General features: G+C 65.1%; 1 protein-coding gene (only partly in view). It reads left to right on the top strand.

Annotated elements, in window-relative coordinates; genetic code table 11:
* On the top strand, positions 1-17816 hold the 3' portion of the coding sequence (locus AB0M22_RS22335; RefSeq protein WP_364729961.1) for a C2 family cysteine protease. It extends 15070 nt beyond the left edge of the window; only the last 17816 of its 32886 coding nucleotides appear in the window; its start codon lies off the left edge, out of view; it ends in the stop codon at positions 17814-17816.

Genomic DNA, 17816 nt, shown 5'->3' with positions numbered 1-17816 from the left:
CGGCCGGTGCCGTACTGCGGCGGCGCGGGTTCTTCCTGGCGCTACATAACGAGTATTACCGGACGCGCGGTGTGATACTCGGCGCGGAAACTACCGAGGCGCCCTCCGCCACAGCCTTGAACCACGGCAATCACTTCTATCTCGCGGTGCCGGCTGAAACTCGCACGCCCGATTCTCGGGCACCCGCACGCACGGGCATGTCGCCTGTTTCGCCACGGCCGCAGACACCGACCGACAGCGAGTCGGTGCGCAGCACCGAAGCGGGCCGGTCGAGCACCGAAATCCCTGCGGCAGTGCCGATCATCGTCATAACGGCGCCGGAGGACGATCCGCAGGTGTCCACCGACCGCCCTCACGCGCTGCCCACCATTACGATCTCCGCGCCCGACGGCACCGTGCGGTCCGCCGACCCGGTCGACGACGTGTCGCTACCCGAAAGGTCCGGTACCGCAACTGAATCAGTGCCGGTGCCCACGCAAACGCTGTCCACAAACGCCCGGCCGTCGGTGGCGCGCGGGTCGGAGTCGCTGTTGCCGCACGCTGCCCCAAGACCCTGGACCGGCGAGGAGCAGGCAGCCAAGGTGCCGGGCACGGAAAATCGGATTCAGGACGAGCCCGAACTCCAGCCGCGCGAAGAGCAGTCCACCGACCAGACGACGGCATGGCAGCAAGAGATGCTCGACACGCTGGCACGCAGTCAGCTCGGCGAGATATCCCAGGATGACACCGGTTACCAAGGTGACCCGAGCGACGCGCCACGGGGTCCGCCGTCGGAGCTCGCCCGACCCTCTTCACCCACCGGCTCTGTCGAGCTCGTGTCGCTGCTCGACCGCGATCAGGACGACACCTTCGACGCCGGACAGCCGGACCTCGCCACGCCCTCCCGGCCTGAGTCGCCGACCGACAGCTCCTCGGTCCGCAGCACCGACACCAACCTCCCTGCCGGGTCCCAGGAATCCCTTGTCCGCCAGCCGATCACGGACGAACAGACCCACATCGGCGCACCGTCCGACGGTGTGGACAGCGATCGATCGTCCAGCCTTGCTTCCGGAACCGAGGGCATCGTGCCGCCTGCCGGCTTGGGCACGTTGGATACCTGGTGGCAGGATGTCGGTGAAACATGGTGGAACAACCTGGGTTTCGATGATCTCGCGCCTGCCGAGCGGTTGCGTTTGCTGACCGAATTCCCGGCGCTGCGCACCAGTGTTCCGATGGACCTCGAGGATGAACTCCACGGGAAGCTCTTGGCCCTCGAGGTGGCCCGGCTCGAAGGACTCGCCGACGACAGCGGCGAGCTCGCGCCGGAGGTGGTGCGGCAGTTGCACGAGCTGGATTCGCCTTACACCTTCGCGGGTAGCGGGCGAACGTGGTGGGACAATCTGTTGTTCACCAACTGGTTCAACCGAGAAAGGCTCGGGCTGTTCGAGAAGTTCCCCGCACTGCGCAACAGTGAAGCCCTCCCCGCCTCGATTCGGAACTCCCGCAACATCCAGTATCTGCTCCTGCGGAAGTACTGGTTCATGGAGAACGCCGACAAACCCGACGACGAACTGCCACCGCATCTGCGGGAACGGCGGCACAACTTGGCCGTCCCGCGCATGTTCCTGCGGACTGCCGTAAGGAATGCCGCGGTGGCTGCCGATCGGCGCGGTGGCACGCCATCGGATGTGCACGTGCTGACGTTCGTCCAGGACGAATCGGGTCGTCACGGCCTCATGGTCATCGCTTTCGGGCCGGTCGACAACGCACCGACAGTGCACTGGCACGCACACTCCGCCGCCTCCGCCGATTCGATGTACGAGCTGACCGGCCGCGCCGCAGGCCTGCACGCCGAAACCGTCCGCGACCATCCCGGCGCCGCGACCGTCGTCTGGATCGACTACGACACCGACAAAGCCGGTGACCGCGCTGACCGCCTGGGGACAGCGATAGCGCAATTCATCACCCACCATCGCGGCACGACCGATGTCCACGTATTCGGATCCACGGCGCTCACCGCATCCCTGTCGCGCACCGGCTCGTCGACGGTGACGGTGCATACCTCGTTCCTCGACACCCCGGCCGCGTCGCAGCCCCTCGGCGATGTGCGCGTATTCACCAGCGACCGAGACGGTTCCGACTTCGGGCACAGGACGCTCCGCACCATGCACCAGCAGCCCCCGGACGTCCGCGCGGCGCTGCTGACCTACCAGCAAACCGCCGCGGTCACCAACGCGCTGTTGCGCAGCGCGGGCACGAGTCTCGAGGAAACTTTCGGTGGGTTCCAGCGCTGTGCCGCCACCTCGGAAGTGCTTGTCGAAGGACACCCCTGGGTTCCGAATTTCACCATGCTGATCAAGGCGAGAAATGGCCTCCAGGAGAGCTTGATCAGCAGGTGCTCGGCAGCCGAAGCGCAGGAGCTGCGGCTATTACTGGACAAGAACGCCGACGATCTCACGGACTCCGACCGGGACACGGTGCGAAGACTGGAGGACGCGCACCTCGGTGCTTCGGAAACCCGGAGGCTGCGTGCGCTGAACGAGCTTATGCAGCATCCTCGCCCGTCGGCTCGCTGGGAGCAGATCCGGGTCGATGGAAGGAGCTACGACCGGTTCGTCAAAGCATATCGAACACATTTCGCTACTGCGCCCACGCTGGAAAATATCCGCCGATATCTCGAACTGCTCGGCCAGGGAACCAATCAGCTACTGCATGTGACGAAACCGTTCCTCGTCGTCCGAGCACTCGGCAACGTCGACTTCATGGCTATCGATGAACACGGTAATACGCTCGACGGACGCAAAGATCTCGGTCTGCTTCGAGGTCGCATCCAGCGGGACGGCGGCCTGTTGTCCACCTCCCTGAACCCCGAATTCTTCGAACTCAGCACCGACCCGAACATCCGCCTCGAACTCGTCGTTCCAGCGGGCACGACGGTACTGCGCGGAATCTATCTCGGACGCGACGGCCTCGAGAAGAACGCACACGAGAACGAGCTGTTGTTCGCGAGCAACACTCCGTATGTCATCACCGGAATCGGCGCAGACCCCTTCGATTCGTTTCACCGCCCGGACCTCGTCGTCCTGCGCGGACACTTTGTCGCAGCACCCGTGCCAGGCGAAGGATCCGCGCTGCTCGAGCGCGAACCGGACGACACCTTCGACGCCGGACAGCCGGACCGCGCCCCGCCCTCCCGGCCGCAGTCGCCGACCGACAGCGCCTCGGTCCACAGCACTGACACCAACCTCTCCGCCGGGTCCCAGGAATCCCTTGTCCGCGAGCCGATCACGGACGAGGAGGCCCACCCGGTGATGCCGATCAGCTCGGCCGGCATCCGAGCCGAACAGGCCGAGGACGAGCCGGATCGGCGGACCTCCGGAGCAGACCAGCGGAACCGGGGTGGTGGCGGCCTCGTCCCGCCCGTGATTCCCCGCCGAACAAGCTCGCTCCCTTCGAAGTTCACCCTCGACATTCCGGGTCGGCAGTCGTCGGTAGCGCCCGAGCAGCGTGCCGAGCCCTACCGGATGACCCGGATTCCGCTGCGGATCACCTACGACTGGGCGACCGGGCGGCCCGATTCTTTCGAACTGTTGGAATCAGCCTGGGAGACAAGGCAATCGACCCGGCTGCCGACTATCCTGGAAGCGCCGGAGTTCGACGTTTCCACCGAGGGGACGGATGGCAGCACCCGGGCGCACGGCGGTGACCCGGCACCCGAGCAACCTGTCCGCAGGTCACGTGCGCTGGCCCGCTTGCGCGGCTTCGTCTCTCGTATCGGAGCCCACCTCGGCACCGGCGATGTGACGAGCTCGCCCGCTCGAAGCCGTGGCATGCGCGCCGCCGTCCGACAGTTCATTCGCCAACCATTCGGCGGCGCAACGCGTTCGACCGCGACGTCCACCTACGGTGACGGCAGCACCGCCCATACGGCCGTCGCCGGCCGATCGCGTGTCGCCGCGGGCGAGTTGGGCAGTGCCGATTGTCTGGTTCGGTCGTTGACCGACATCCAGCGCGAGAACAACAGCCCCGCGATCCGGCCGAACTATCGGTCTTGGGCGTTGCCCGGCAGCTCACGGCGGCATCTGCCGGGTCGCTCACGGCGCGAAGCCGAGCAGGCCGCGGGCGGCAAACTCCACGGATTCGCCGACGAGCACGGCATCGAACAGGAGTTGGCCCGGCTCGGCCCGGGGGCGCAGGCCGAGGTCATCGGCGTGCACCCCCCGGCAGTCGGCGCGGACGGCATGGGCGCGAACGGCTTAGGCGCACACGGCTACCGGATGGTCAACGAAGGCGGCGTCATCGGCGTCCGGGACTATGACGCCGAGGGTAATCCGATCCGCAGACTCGCCGGGGAAGGCAGCGCGCTTCGCTATTACGCCGTGTTCTACGCCCCCGACGGCCGCCTGGCCCGCCCCCGGCGTCCGCGCGGTGCCGCGATCCCGAAATTCCCTGCCGATATCCGCATCGGCGCACCTTACGATGCGACCGGCACCCGGCTTCCCACCAGATCGACGGCCGGTCCCAGCCGCGCCGCTGTTACGACATCGCACCCGGCCGGGCACCAGCGCGTCACTCCGAACATTGACGGAAGCACACCAGCCCACACCGGCGACGCATCGGGCGCGCAATCCGCGCGCACAACACGATCGGCAGGTCGTCTGCGGCGCTTCGTCTCCCGCCTACGCGGTCGGGATACACCGGCCGGTGCGACGGCATCCATTCCGGCACAACAGACCGCGGCTCAACCGCCGACGGGCACTGCGTTCCGCCGTATCCGCACCCTCTTCCGGCCGCCCGTGCCCACGCCGAGCGGCGCGACCACGGTGCACCCCAGGCGCGAACCCGCGCGCACTCCCCGCGTGGACCTGCTGGAGAAATGGAACGAATTGCCGGCCGGGTCGCGGGGCGCGGTGCTGGCCCTCGTCGCCGATCCGGCCCCCGTCAACGAGTTCCTCAGCGATCCCGAGGGGATGGCCGAGACCATGGCGGAGATGCTTCGCAACCATGCCGCCGTGCGCCAATTGCGCACCGCCAGTGGGGATGTGCCTGATATCAGGACGCTCACACGGCTGCTCGAAGAGCTGCGGATCGAGGAGTCCAAGGGCGCGCTGCCGGAGCGGCAGGCCCAGCAGTTCGAGATCTTGAACAAGATTTTCTCCCACTCCTATGTGTCGCCGTCCGAGCTATGGGCGGTGACGGTGGAGGGCCACAAGGCGATCAACGAGATGAGCGCCTTTTTCCCGCATCTCGACCGGCCGTTCGACGAAGTCGCGCTACAGGAGCAGGTCGAGCTACTGACCGAGCTGACCGACCAACCGCTGTCCATCACCGAGCCGATGCGTGTCGTCCACGATCTCGACGACATCGATTTCCTGTCCATTCCCCGGGGCAAGGAGGCCCATCGCGATGTGATCGGCACTACGGTCACGCCGGACGTATTTCTCGTCACGGCACCGAAAGGTTCGGCGCCACCGCAAGAGACCGAGCACCGGTTGATATTGACCGTGCACCCCGGGTCCGACGGCTTGGCGTTCGGCGACGCCGAGCAGCCACGGCTGCTGTTGCCGCCCGGCACGCCGCTGCGCATCACCGGCGTGCGGCCGCATAGTGACGGATACCGGATCGAGGCCGAAGTAGGCTCCAGCGCAACCGGTTTCGCGCCCGCAGGTCGCCGGTCGCCAGTCGAGGACACCGACGACGAGGACCACCTCGAGGACGGCTCCCGTGATTTCGACACCGAGAGCCTCGGTTCGACAGATTCCGACACCTCGGTGGCGTGGCCCGCTCCGATCCGCGAAACGCGTACTGTCGAAACAACTTTCGGCAGCGATACCGAGAACGAAGGCCGCATCGACGGCAACGGGGTGCGGGTTTTCGATACCGACCAAGCGGGTGACCGCTTCGGATCGAATCGACTGCGGACCCACCCGTGGGACGAATTGGCCGAGTCATCGCGCCGGGCGCTCATCGCCCACGGCCAGAATTCGGTGCTCAACAACATTGTGCGGAGTCTGTCGGGTATCGAACTCGACGAGCTCTGCGCGCGGATCGAGCGCAACCTCGCCATCTATCACACGATCGTTGCGGAACATGGCACCGAATTCGCCTTCGCAGCGCTGCGCACCCAGCGCGACGAACTGGAAGGCCGCGCCCACCGCGACGAACATGAAACCGAGCTGCTGAATGCTCTCGCCGAGATCCTGGGCAGCGAAAACCCGTTCCGCCGTTGGGAAAACATCACTGCCGACGCTTACATCCACCATGACGCGTCTGCCCTGTATCGCCGCACCGACGGCGTCGAGTTCGGCCCCGATGTCGTTCGACAGCACCGGGAATCGCTCGACCAGGCGACCGGCCGCCCGCTGCCGTCGACCGAACCGCTCCGTGTCCTGCGCACGCTCGAGAGCGTCGACTTCCTGCTCGCCCAGGACGGCGCACCGCTGAACGGGCGTAACCTCGCCTTGCTGGTCGGTGTCCAGCAACGCGATCCCGGCTACCTGTCGACGTCGCTCACCGCCAACCCGGTCCAGGTGTCTCGGTTCAACACCAAGTTCGTCCTCGAACTCGAGGTAGCGCCCGGAGCCCGCGGGGTCTACGTCGGCAGTGACGGCGGCCTGCGGCAGAACGAACTCCTGTTCGCCCGCAACACCGGCTACCGGATCACCGGGATCGGCCCGACCGTCCACGGCGTCACCACCCTGCGCGGTCGCATCGAACCGGACGAGACGGCCACCCGTAACCCGGACTGCGCGCCCCTCGCTTTGCGGTATGCCGCCGATAAGAACCCTCGTGCACCGATCACGGCACCAGAACAGAACTCGGTCGGGCTCGCCGGGATGAGTGCCGAACAGTTCAACCGCCATGCCGGCGGCGAGCTGCGCACCTTCACCAGCCACGCCGAGCTCGATGACCACCTCCGGCAACTCGGCGACGGAGCCTTCGCCTTTGTGGTCGACGCCTATCACGGCCCGGTCGACGAACACGGAATCGGCGCGCACGTCGTGGTTTTCGAGAACGACCACTTGGATGTCCTTGGGTACGACCCCGTCACCAAAAGCCGCTACCCGATCGACCGCCATCCCACCGCCAACGTGCGTGCGATCACCGCCATCATCTACCGGGCGGACGGATCCGAGTACACCGCCGATCGCAACGCCGATGGCGCCGCAGTCCTCGGCGGCGTCGGCATCGGCGCACCGTACCAACTTGTGGACAGCGATCGATCTCTCAGTGCTGCTTCGGGAACCGAGGGCATCGTGCCGCCTGCCGGCTTGAGCACGTTGGATACCTGGTGGCAGGATGTCGGTGAAAGCTGGTGGAACAACCTGGGTTTCGATGATCTCGCGCCTGCCGAGCGGTTGCGTTTGCTGACCGAGTTCCCGGCGCTGCGCACCAGTGTTCCGATGGACCTCGAGGATGAACTCCACGGGAAACTGCTCGATCTCGAGGTGGCCCGGCTCGAAGGACTCGCCGACGACAGCGGTGAGCTCGCGCCGGAGGTGGTGCGGCAGTTGCACGAGCTGGATTCGCCTTACACCTACCCGGGTAGCGGGCGAACGTGGTGGGACAATCTGTTGTTCCCCAACTGGTTCAACCGAGAAAAGCTCAGACTGTTCGAGAAGTTCCCTGCATTGCGCAACAGTGAGGCTCTCCCTGCCTCGATTCGGGAATCTCGCAACACCCATTATCTGCACATTCGGCGAGCGGAATCCGGCGACCGAGGCCGATACCTCGAACCCGGTCTGCAGCAACAGCAGGAAGTCGAATTCGACGGCCCGATCCGCATCTCCCGGAAGCGTTTCACTCGCGCCAATTCACGCCCACCACGCTTGCCGCACAGTCAGCGGCTGGAGAATCTGACCCTCGCGCAGCGGGAGCACGCACTGCCGACCCCCGGCGTGCCGATCTGGCTGCCCCGCCCCGCAGCCAGCGAAGATCTCATCACATTCGTCGATGATCGAGGCCAGGTGGAGTGGCTGCCGGCCAAGGGTGTGCGGGTATCCGCGGAATTCGTAGTGCAACATGGCAATGGGCCCGACTTCTACAAGATCATGCTGCCCGGGCAACCGATCCGGTACGTACTGAATATTCTGGCGTCGGGGTTCGACTTCGAACCCGATCCGAACGGCGGACCGGTCGGCACGGTGAGCTGGAAAGTGCCGGGCGGTGAGGTGAGATTCCTCGGATTCGACGAGTGGAACAATCCGAGGCTGCGGCAGGTTCCGTATGGGGTTCCCCTCGTGGTGAAACAAGGGCACGGACCGTGGCGATGGATGAAGTACCCCCAGCAACAGCTGTGGGTCCGCGTCGTCGCACCGTACTACGTCCTTCCGGAGCTGCCGCGGTTGGCGCGGCGGGACGATCCGTTGTTCGGCCCCGACGGGCTGCCTAAACCGCACGAAGTCCGGCAGGGCATGCTCGGCGATTGTGGTTTGCTGGCCGACCTCAAGTGGTTCGCTGAGCACCGGCCGCAGGCGATCGTCGAGATGCTGCACGAAAACAACGACGGCACCGTCTTCGTCCGTCTGCTGCCTGACACCGACGGTGTCACGCGGCCGTTGTGGGTGCGGGTCGAGAAGATGTTCTACGTCGCCCCGAACTCCGAGACCACGATATTCTGTCAACACAAGCCCGGAGAACCGTTGTGGGCCGCCCTGATCGAGAAGGCCTACGCACAATATTTCGGCGGCCGCAACGGCTACCTGCCCCTGGTGGGGCTACCGATGACCAAAGCAGCGGCAAGCTTCGGCAAAGGATTCCATCTGGCACCGGGCGGATCTCTGGCACAACCCGTTCATCACGTCCGCAATGCCGACATACTGAATCCACTGCGGTTCGACATCGATACGCTGCACGAGTTGGTCAGCGCTCACTTCCTACTCGACCGGGTGCGCTCTGACATCCCGATCGATCACACGCCCCGGCCGGATCTCGAATTCTCTCGCGCCTTCGCCGAAACCTTCGAGCACTGGGAGGCGCACCGGATTGCGCAGCGGAACGCGGAAATGGATCGCCTCGACAGTCTGTATCCGGATGATCCAGCCGCATGGGACACCGCCTGGCTGGAATATTTGCGTACGGGCGATCCCAGAGCTCCGCAGGGCTTCCGCCAGTACCTCGATCAGCGGCACCCGGATCGGTGGGAACTCGAAAAAGACGCGCTGACACAGTATTTCCAGGAGGCATACGGCAGCCAGGTGGAGGATCGGCAACTGTCCGCCCGATCCGCGATCGCAGCCCGGTCGATCGGTCAGCTGATCGAATGGGCGCTCCGACGCGGCACCACAGTGGCGATCGGGACAGACACCTGGCGCGAAGATGACTCGAATCCGGCGCTGGGCATGTATCCGAGCCACGCATACACAGTCCTGGGCATCGAGCACGACGCGGCCGGTATACCCGTACGCCTGCTGCTGGAGAATCCGCACGACAACAACGCGCGGTTCCCCGTTCCGGCTGCGGGAATCGAATACCGTTTGGACCCTCGCGGTATCGACTACATCGGAGAAGGGGAAGTTCGCCGGGTCACGGATGACGGTACGACCTATGTCACCAAAGGTTCCCGCGCCAAGCGCAGGCAATTGCGCATCGATCCCGACGGCACCATCTACCACTTCACCAGTGATGGCGGCCGACGATATGTCGCCAGCGACAAATCCGCCCAGTCCACCGATGCGCGCGGCAACAGATTCCGCAGCACGGTCGACGGCACCGAGTTCTGGACGAGTGCGGACGGGCTCGTCAAAGAGATCAAGCGGCCGGGAGACACCAGCTGGACCGCCGACCCCGACCGCCACGATCCACCGGACCTGACGATTCCGCGCCGAGGCGGCATTGTCGCGGTCGACTTCCACCATCTGCCGAGGTTCAGCGCGCTCGGCATGAGCGGTCCCGGAGCATACGGACTGTATCGCCCCCGGCCAGCGGACCCGCCGCTCGATGGCGAGGAAGAGAATGTGCTGGGCATTCTGTTCGATGAACCCACCGAGCAGGTAGCACACACTGGACTGCCGCCCGCTCAGCATCCGCAGACCAGTCCCGCGGACGAGCCCGAACCACACGCCGGAACCGGCCCGGTCGATGGCACCACCCGCACCTCGCCGTCGTTCGAGCCGGCGGGGGACGACACCTACTTCGGCGACGATGTGCTGGCCGCTCTGCAGTCGTACCCGTACGAACGCTACGGCCCGACGCCGCGCACGGAACTCGACATCGTCGACCTGCGACCGCCGACCTCGGCCGCGCACCGGGAAAGAATGAAAACACATCGGTTTCCGGCGATGACGCTTCCGGTCTCCACCGCGCACACTGTCCATTCCGACGGCAAGGCCGCCCTCACCTTGGTGAACGATGACGGCGAGGTCGTCACGTTGGCGGCCTCGGGTCATGCGGACGGGGATCTGATCGTCCCGGCGGACGGAACTCGCCCGTATTACGACTTGATCCTGTCGGACGGCGAGCACGTCACGGTTCCCCAGGCGCTGACCGGTGATTTCGACTACCGACCTGGCTCCGCTGGAGTCCACGGCACGGTGGATTGGGATACCACCGGCGAGATCCGCATCCTCGGTCATGACCGCCAGGGCGGTGACGGTGTCATAACTGTGGCGCACGGAGACCAACTCATCGTCTGGCCCACGTCGGGGGAGGCGCGGACAATCGCGCATCCGGAGCAACTGCAATGGTTACGGGTCCGAGTGCCGCACGACGTACTGCCCGAGACACCGGAACTCGAGAAACGCCACGAGGCGAAGTTGTTCGGTCCGTACGGGCCCCAACCACAAGATGTCCGGCAGGGAATGACCGGCAATTGCGCATTGATCGCGCCGCTGGAGCGGATTGCCCGTCGTGACCCGAAGTCGCTCGAGGAGATGCTGCACGACAACGGTGACGGCACCGTCTATGTCGGGCTCCGCGTCACGGACGGTAAGCAATACCGCATCCACTGGGAGTTGGTCACCAAGGATATTCACGTGACACCCGGAACCCGCTCCGGATACTACGTCCACCACGAACCGGGAGACCCGTTGTGGCCGGCCATGATCGGAAAAGCGTTTGCTCAATACTTCGGCGGGTTCCGCGGTTACTACGCGAGTGACGACTCGGTAATCAGCGCGCTGGACGTCTACACCCACCTCGACAAAGGCTTCTACCGTGCCGGCGACGGCGCGTTGGCACAGCCTTCGCGGGTAGTGGGGGATTTGTTCTACCAGTTCCATTTCGACCTAGAGACCTTGGGAAAGCTCATCGGTGGCGATCCTGCCTTCCACATCCTTGTCGCCGACGTCCTGGACAGCCTCGAGTCCGCGCGGCAGGCGCTGCGTGAGAAGGCATGGAAGGCGATCGTCGCGGACCACCCCGACGACCCGACCAAAAACGCGGACGACCGCGCCACCAGTGCCGCCGCCCGTTTGTCGGCATGGGATCAATTCGAGCGAACCGAGGATCTGCGGTCGCCGGCCGGCTTCCGCCGCTATCTCGATAATCGGTTTCCAGGGCAGTGGGAGGCCGAGAAAGATTCCCTGACAAGCTATTTCACCGCGATGCACGGCGGGCCCGACGATCGCAGGCTGCTTCCCGGCCGCTACACATTCGTTGCCGAAGCCATCGCCGCCCGGATCGCCTGGGCGTTGCGGCGCGGCGTGGTCACGATCGCCACCTACCCGTTCGGGCAAGGTCGCGAGAGCACGACGGCAGTACCGGGCCTGGTGGGCGAGCATGCGTACGCGGTGCTAGACGTCCTCCGTGACGAGCAGAGCAAACCGATCGGGCTCCTGCTCAGAAACCCTTGGGGTCACAACGGTGACTACCCCACCCCCGTGCAGGGCGTCGAATACCGTTTGCCCCCAACCGGATCCCGCTACACCACCCGCGTGGACGGCGTCCGCGTCCGCGAGGATCAGGATGGTGGGCTGGAACGGTTCTCCAAGGACTCCGGCAGATTCTGGCGCGACCCGGATGGCGCGGAGCGCTGGACTTCGACGGCCGGTATCAGAATGCGCAAAGCCCCGGGCAGCACCAAATGGGAGTACGACTGGAACCGCAAGGATCCGCCCGACGGCACGATTCCCGACTACGGCATCGTCGCCGTCGCTCTGGAACACCTACCGAAATTCGGCGATCTCGCGATCGGCGGTCCCGCGGCGCACGGCCTCTTCGGGCCCGAAAACCCCACCGGCACAGGGTCTGTCGCCCCGCCGGGCGGTGCGGCACCGAAAGCCATAATGGCACCAGGTACCGCCGGCTCCACCGAACTGCCTGCCCGTGCGGACGTCGAATTGCCCGTCGACACACCGGCGCCGCCGCGCACCGAGGAACTGTCGGAAGTAAGTGCCTACGCCGCGGCAGTGTGGGCCGCCCCGTCCCCAACGGTCGCGCTGGCTCTGATCGCACGCTTGGATCCGCGTGCGGTGGCGGCGGTGCGTGCCGCGTATCCGGGCACGGATCTGGCCGCGGACCTGCGCGCCGCACTGCCGGATGAAGTCGACTACATCGACCACGTATTCGACACTGCGCCAACCGAATCCGCGGCCCCGCTGCCGGTGGAACGGGAGCGCGGCGTAGAGGTCGGTGATCCCAGCGGACCCAGCGCCGATGTGCCGGTCGAGGATGGGTCCGCAGCGCATGTCTCGCAATCCGGCTCGCCGGATGTCCGCGGAAACTGTGGGCCATTGGCTCTCCAGTACGCCGCGGACCGGAATCCCCGCACCCCGATTCGGCGGTCTGCGGAAACGGTTGGATTGTCCGGTATGCGTGGTGAGGATTTCGAATACGCCGCTGCCGCACCGTTGCAACCCGTCGGCACCCTCGCGCCCGTGGTCGCCGAACTTCGTGTTCTCGGACCGGGCGCTTCGAGTCTTGTCGTCGATGTCTATGCCGGTCCGGATGCACACGGGTTCGGCGCGCATGCCGTAGTGCTCTACCAGCAGGACGAAGAGCTACGGGTGCATGATCCAGTGACCGGCGACCACGCTTTGGCGGCACATCCCATCGCGCGGAGTCGTTCGGTGCTTGCGATCGTGTACGCCGATGAGGGGAGTGTGCGAACTCTTGCGGGCTACCCCGTCGATGGTCTGCGCGTCCTCGGCGATGCGCTGATCGGTGCGTCGCCTTTCGATGACATTATGGATTACTCGGCGGGTTTCGAGACGGGCGGCTATCCGGAGGCGGGCGGGCAAGGCCTGCCGGGCGTCGAAGTATTCCAGGGCCGCCCCGAGTTGTTCCCGGAGCAGTTCCGATTCGATGCTGATTTCGGCGTATATCCGCCCGGTACTCTGGTTTATATCATCGAAGATGCCGGAACTCTGGTGCTCACTGTCTCCGGTAATGGCTGGGTCACCGCAAATTACGCGGACGGCGGCAATACGGGACCATGGGTCGAGACATTCGCGGGTGACGTTCAAAACGCGGTGACACATTTGATCGGTCATCTGTCGGCGGTTGCGCCTACTCGAATCGAAATCCATCACCCGACGCCGCCGGCCACCGCCGTACCGGGGGCGTCCGCCGAGGAATCCGGCGCGGCCGGATCCCGCGCCGATATGGAAAGCTGGGTCGCGCACTGCATCATACGGGGCTATACGAATCGGGACATACTGGATCACCTCAGCGGAAACGGTTTTCCCGATCTGATCAAAACGCAGGTGGACGCGTGTGTGCAATCTTTGTACGCGTTCGCGCAGGTCGAGTATCGGCCGGTAAAAGGTTCGAGTAAGGGGAAGCAGATAGAGGAATTCGCCAGGAAATACTCCGGGCAAATCTACCAGGGCAGACTCGATGCCCTACCTTTGCGTTTGAGGCGCCTGGAGCGGGCGGTATACGAATATTTTTGTTTCCATCCGAATAATGAGATACCGAATCAAGAATACTATAGAGAGGTTGCCAACGCGCTGACCGGCGCGGAAGTGGACGGCGAAGCGCTCGGGCGCATATCCGCGCCCCTGGTGAAAGAAGCGGTAGCCGAGATACTGGCGAGAACCGGAATCCCCAGGGACAGCTGGATCACCGATCCTGTTCGCGAGAACCCGGACCCGCGGGCCACACTCGCCGCGCTGGCGTACGGTACGCAGGGTCGAATCGACAGGGGGGCCGTGGTCGAGTTCATGAGATCCGGCGGCCCCGCGCAATGGTCGACTCCGGTGACGAGGCCGGCCAAGGTGGATCCCGAGGCGGAGATTTTCGAGTTTCTCTACGCGAATCGCAACAATCCATCGGCTGTCGGATACGAAAATATCAATGCCCATCTCGCGAACAAGATCTCCGGTGGCCTCTCCCGGTCGGTAGTACACGATTGGATTGTTCGTATTCTGAGGAAGCTGGATGTTCCGCGCAGAGCCAGGGTGCTCGGCGCCGCCGAGTCGCCGGCCGGCAGGTTCGTGAAGATCGCCGCACAGTGGCCCGATGCCGTCGAGGCGTACCGGGCGTCGCGTGGCGGGCCGTCGGACGGCAGCGCACCCGTGCCCGCGCGGATCGGCGCCATCCCCGGCCACGACAACTGTGTTCCGCTGACCCTCACCCACCTCGGCGAGTTCATCGGCAACACCGGGTTCCGGCTCGATCAGCTGTACGACGGACTCGCCGGCAACAGCCACCGGCAACTCGAACAAGCCGTTCCCGGCGCCCGCCTGCACACTGTCCCCGGACCCGACACCATCACCGACCTGCTCCGGGCTCCGGGCCGGGCAACCCACGCCCTCATCGTCGAAAACCACACCAGCGCAGATGAAAACAACGTCGGCGCACACTTCCACGTCATCACGAACATCCGTAAGGCCGGCCGATCGGGCACCCAAGACCTCTACACCCACGACGTCGATCCGCATGATCCACAGCGCATCCGAACCGACCCGCACACGCCGCGCCCACAACAGCACATCACCACCACCGACGTCATCTACCTCGACGAGGACGGCAACGTCGTCGCACCACCCGACCACGACCACACCCCGACCGCACACCCCCGACACCGCATCGGCCTCGATGACGCCTCGGCAGGCACGCAGACCGATCTGTTCGAGTTCCGCGAGTTCCGCGCGGCGTTCGACGGCACCGAATACCCGCCCGGCACGACGCTGCGTTTCCGGTCGAGGAATCGGGAATTGGTCGCCCAGTTCGTCCACGACGGCAATACCGGACAGAGCCAGGTGATCACGCGGGAGGGAGGCGACGCACCCACCCGTTCCACCACGCGGACGACGGCGGAGTTCTGGCGCCGCCTGGAGCCAGAACACATCGCCCTGCTGTTCGACGAGGTCGAAGTGGTGCAACCACCGCTGCGCGGCCCCGCTCCGCAACGGGTCTACGAGATTGTCGATGTTCTGGACGAACTGTCGGACAACGGATTCCACACCGGAACGTCCATCCATCTTCGAGACGGCAGCCGCGATATCGTCGCGGTGGTGCGCGGGGACGGCACATTGGATCTTCGGGAACCGGGATCCGATCTGCCGGTCGAATCGCGCGTGATCGGCACAGAGCATTTCAAACGCCTCGTCGTCGAACAAAGAATTCGGTCCGCCAAGGTATTCCCGCCCATGCCGCATTCGTGGCAGCGCATCGACCCGGAGGGCGGACGACTCTTCCCGACGTTGGCGCGCATCGTGCACAGCGAGGATCCGTCGAAATTGGCGACCGAACTCGCCGACTACATCGAGCAGCACAGAGCCGTCTTCGAACCACATATCAGCAACGCGGACCAACCTGGCGCTACGTCTGCCGAGCTACTGGCACAGGAGCTTTCGGCGTTGCGTCAGAAATCCGAACCGATCCGGACCACCGGCAACCGACTCGGCTCGGAAGACCTGGACCTGCGGCTGGCCGCGATCACACTCAAGCACGAGCTCAACATCATCGCGCTGGAACCGGACCGGCCGATGATGGAGATCGGCGACAACACCGACCACCCGTTCATCTTCCTGCGGCGATCCGAAGACGGCGGCTACGAACTGGGACTTACCGACACCGGCTCGATGTTCTCGACCGTGAAACCCAGCCCGCCGGTGACGGGCACCAGCAGGGCGAGACCGATACCACGAGAACAGATTCCGCCACCGCTCACCGAGATGCTGGCCGGTGGGCCGGAGCCGCAGCTCGTGGGCGCCGCACTGCGGAAGAAGTACATCAACGAACGACGCCCGGTCGCTCCGCCGAACCATCACGACGCCACGCGCCTCGCACACCTCCCTGGCCCAGCACGCCGAAAAGCTTTCGAGGAGGAGGCACTGACTCAATATCACACCCCGACTCATTACATGGACGACGCGGAGCGCGAAGCGCATCGGCGTTTCGTCGGTCCGGACGGCAAGCTGTACAACGCATACGACGGTCACCTTTTCGACACCGGCGACAGCCCGGACTGGATCTTCGTCATGGACGAGTTCGGGAACCTGTACGCCGCCGAGAAAAAGTTCGGCCTGATCCAGCACTCGTCCTTCCTGGGCGGCCGAACCGTCTGCGGCGTCGGCTTTTTGAATGTGCGCAACGGGGTTCTCACCAACATCGATGACCACAGCGGGCATTACGCGCCGCACACGCAGATGAACGACTACGCCATCGCCGTGCTGCGCGGGCAGGGTCTGCGGCTGCACCCGAGATTCCAGCGGGGGATCGTCGATGCCGATTTGGAGATTCGGCCACGAAACGCGGAAGTGGAAAGGGAAATTCAAGCCGACGCCTTGGCCCGATTGCAGCGCATCACCGCCAACGGCCCCACCCCCACGCGACCTTTCCGAATCCATCGAGCGGTCACGGTAGACGGGCGTCTGGAGTGGGAAGCGTACGAAACGCTCACGCGGGACGATTTTCCACCCGGCACGGTCATCAGTTTCCGCGACGCGCACGCCTTCACTGTCGCGACCGTCGGGGCGGACCACATGCTGCACGCGGTGGAACGCGACCAGGGCGGGGGCGAGCGAAGTTACGACGTCGGCTTCGAGGCTATGCGCGGCCACATCAACGCCCGCGGCGTGACGGAGGTCAGAATCGAGGTACCGCAACACCCGAGCGCTGCTATACCAGAGTCCGCCCAGGACTTGAACGAACTGCCGTCCGAGGCCCGAGGCGCGCTGCGCGCGCACATCGCGCGACCAGACTTGTTGGACCAGTTCCTTACCGATCGCGAGAACGTGAGCTCCTACACCGAAGCAGTCGGCTACGACCACCTCATGGTGGAGCTGGTGAGCTCGGGCGGCTCCGCACCCACCCTCGACGAGCTGGCACGGATGCACCGCGATCCCGATCAACCCGCACAGATTTCCGCCGTCCTGGAGCAGATCTTCCGGGCCGACGATCCAGCGGGGCTGTGGCCGAAAATGCTGACCAATCACGGAATTCACAACGCGCTGGACGCGCACTACCGCAAGCATGCGCGCCGGCCGTTCGAGGCCGATACGTTCGAGGACCAGGAACGGGCCCTACGCGCGCTGGCCGGCAACCCGCTGTTGATCACCGAGCCACTGCACGTCATCTATGACCTGTCTGCTCCGCCCTCGGCCGGCGACCCGCTGCGGATGACCGGTCGCACGGTGCGGCGCGACACCTTCATCCTCGGCGTGCTCGCGGGTTTCGAGCCACCACAGCAAGATCTGTACCGGGTCGATCTCACCGTGCATCCCGGAACCCAGGGGCAGCTGTTCACCGATGATGGCCTACCGCGAATATTGCTGGCACACGAGATCCGCATCACCGGTATTTATCCGGACGGCGATCATGTCCGGTTCACCGCCGAAACACGGCCGGTCAGCACCGATTCCGAGGGCGACCTCAGCGCCGGCGTCGCGGGGCTCCATGTCACGGAAGATCCACTCGACGGCGGTGCGACGTCGGACTCGTCGAGCTGA

Source organism: Nocardia sp. NPDC051756, assembly GCF_040681495.1.
Taxonomy (GTDB): domain Bacteria; phylum Actinomycetota; class Actinomycetes; order Mycobacteriales; family Mycobacteriaceae; genus Nocardia.
This window is presented reverse-complemented; position numbering and strand designations above follow the sequence as displayed.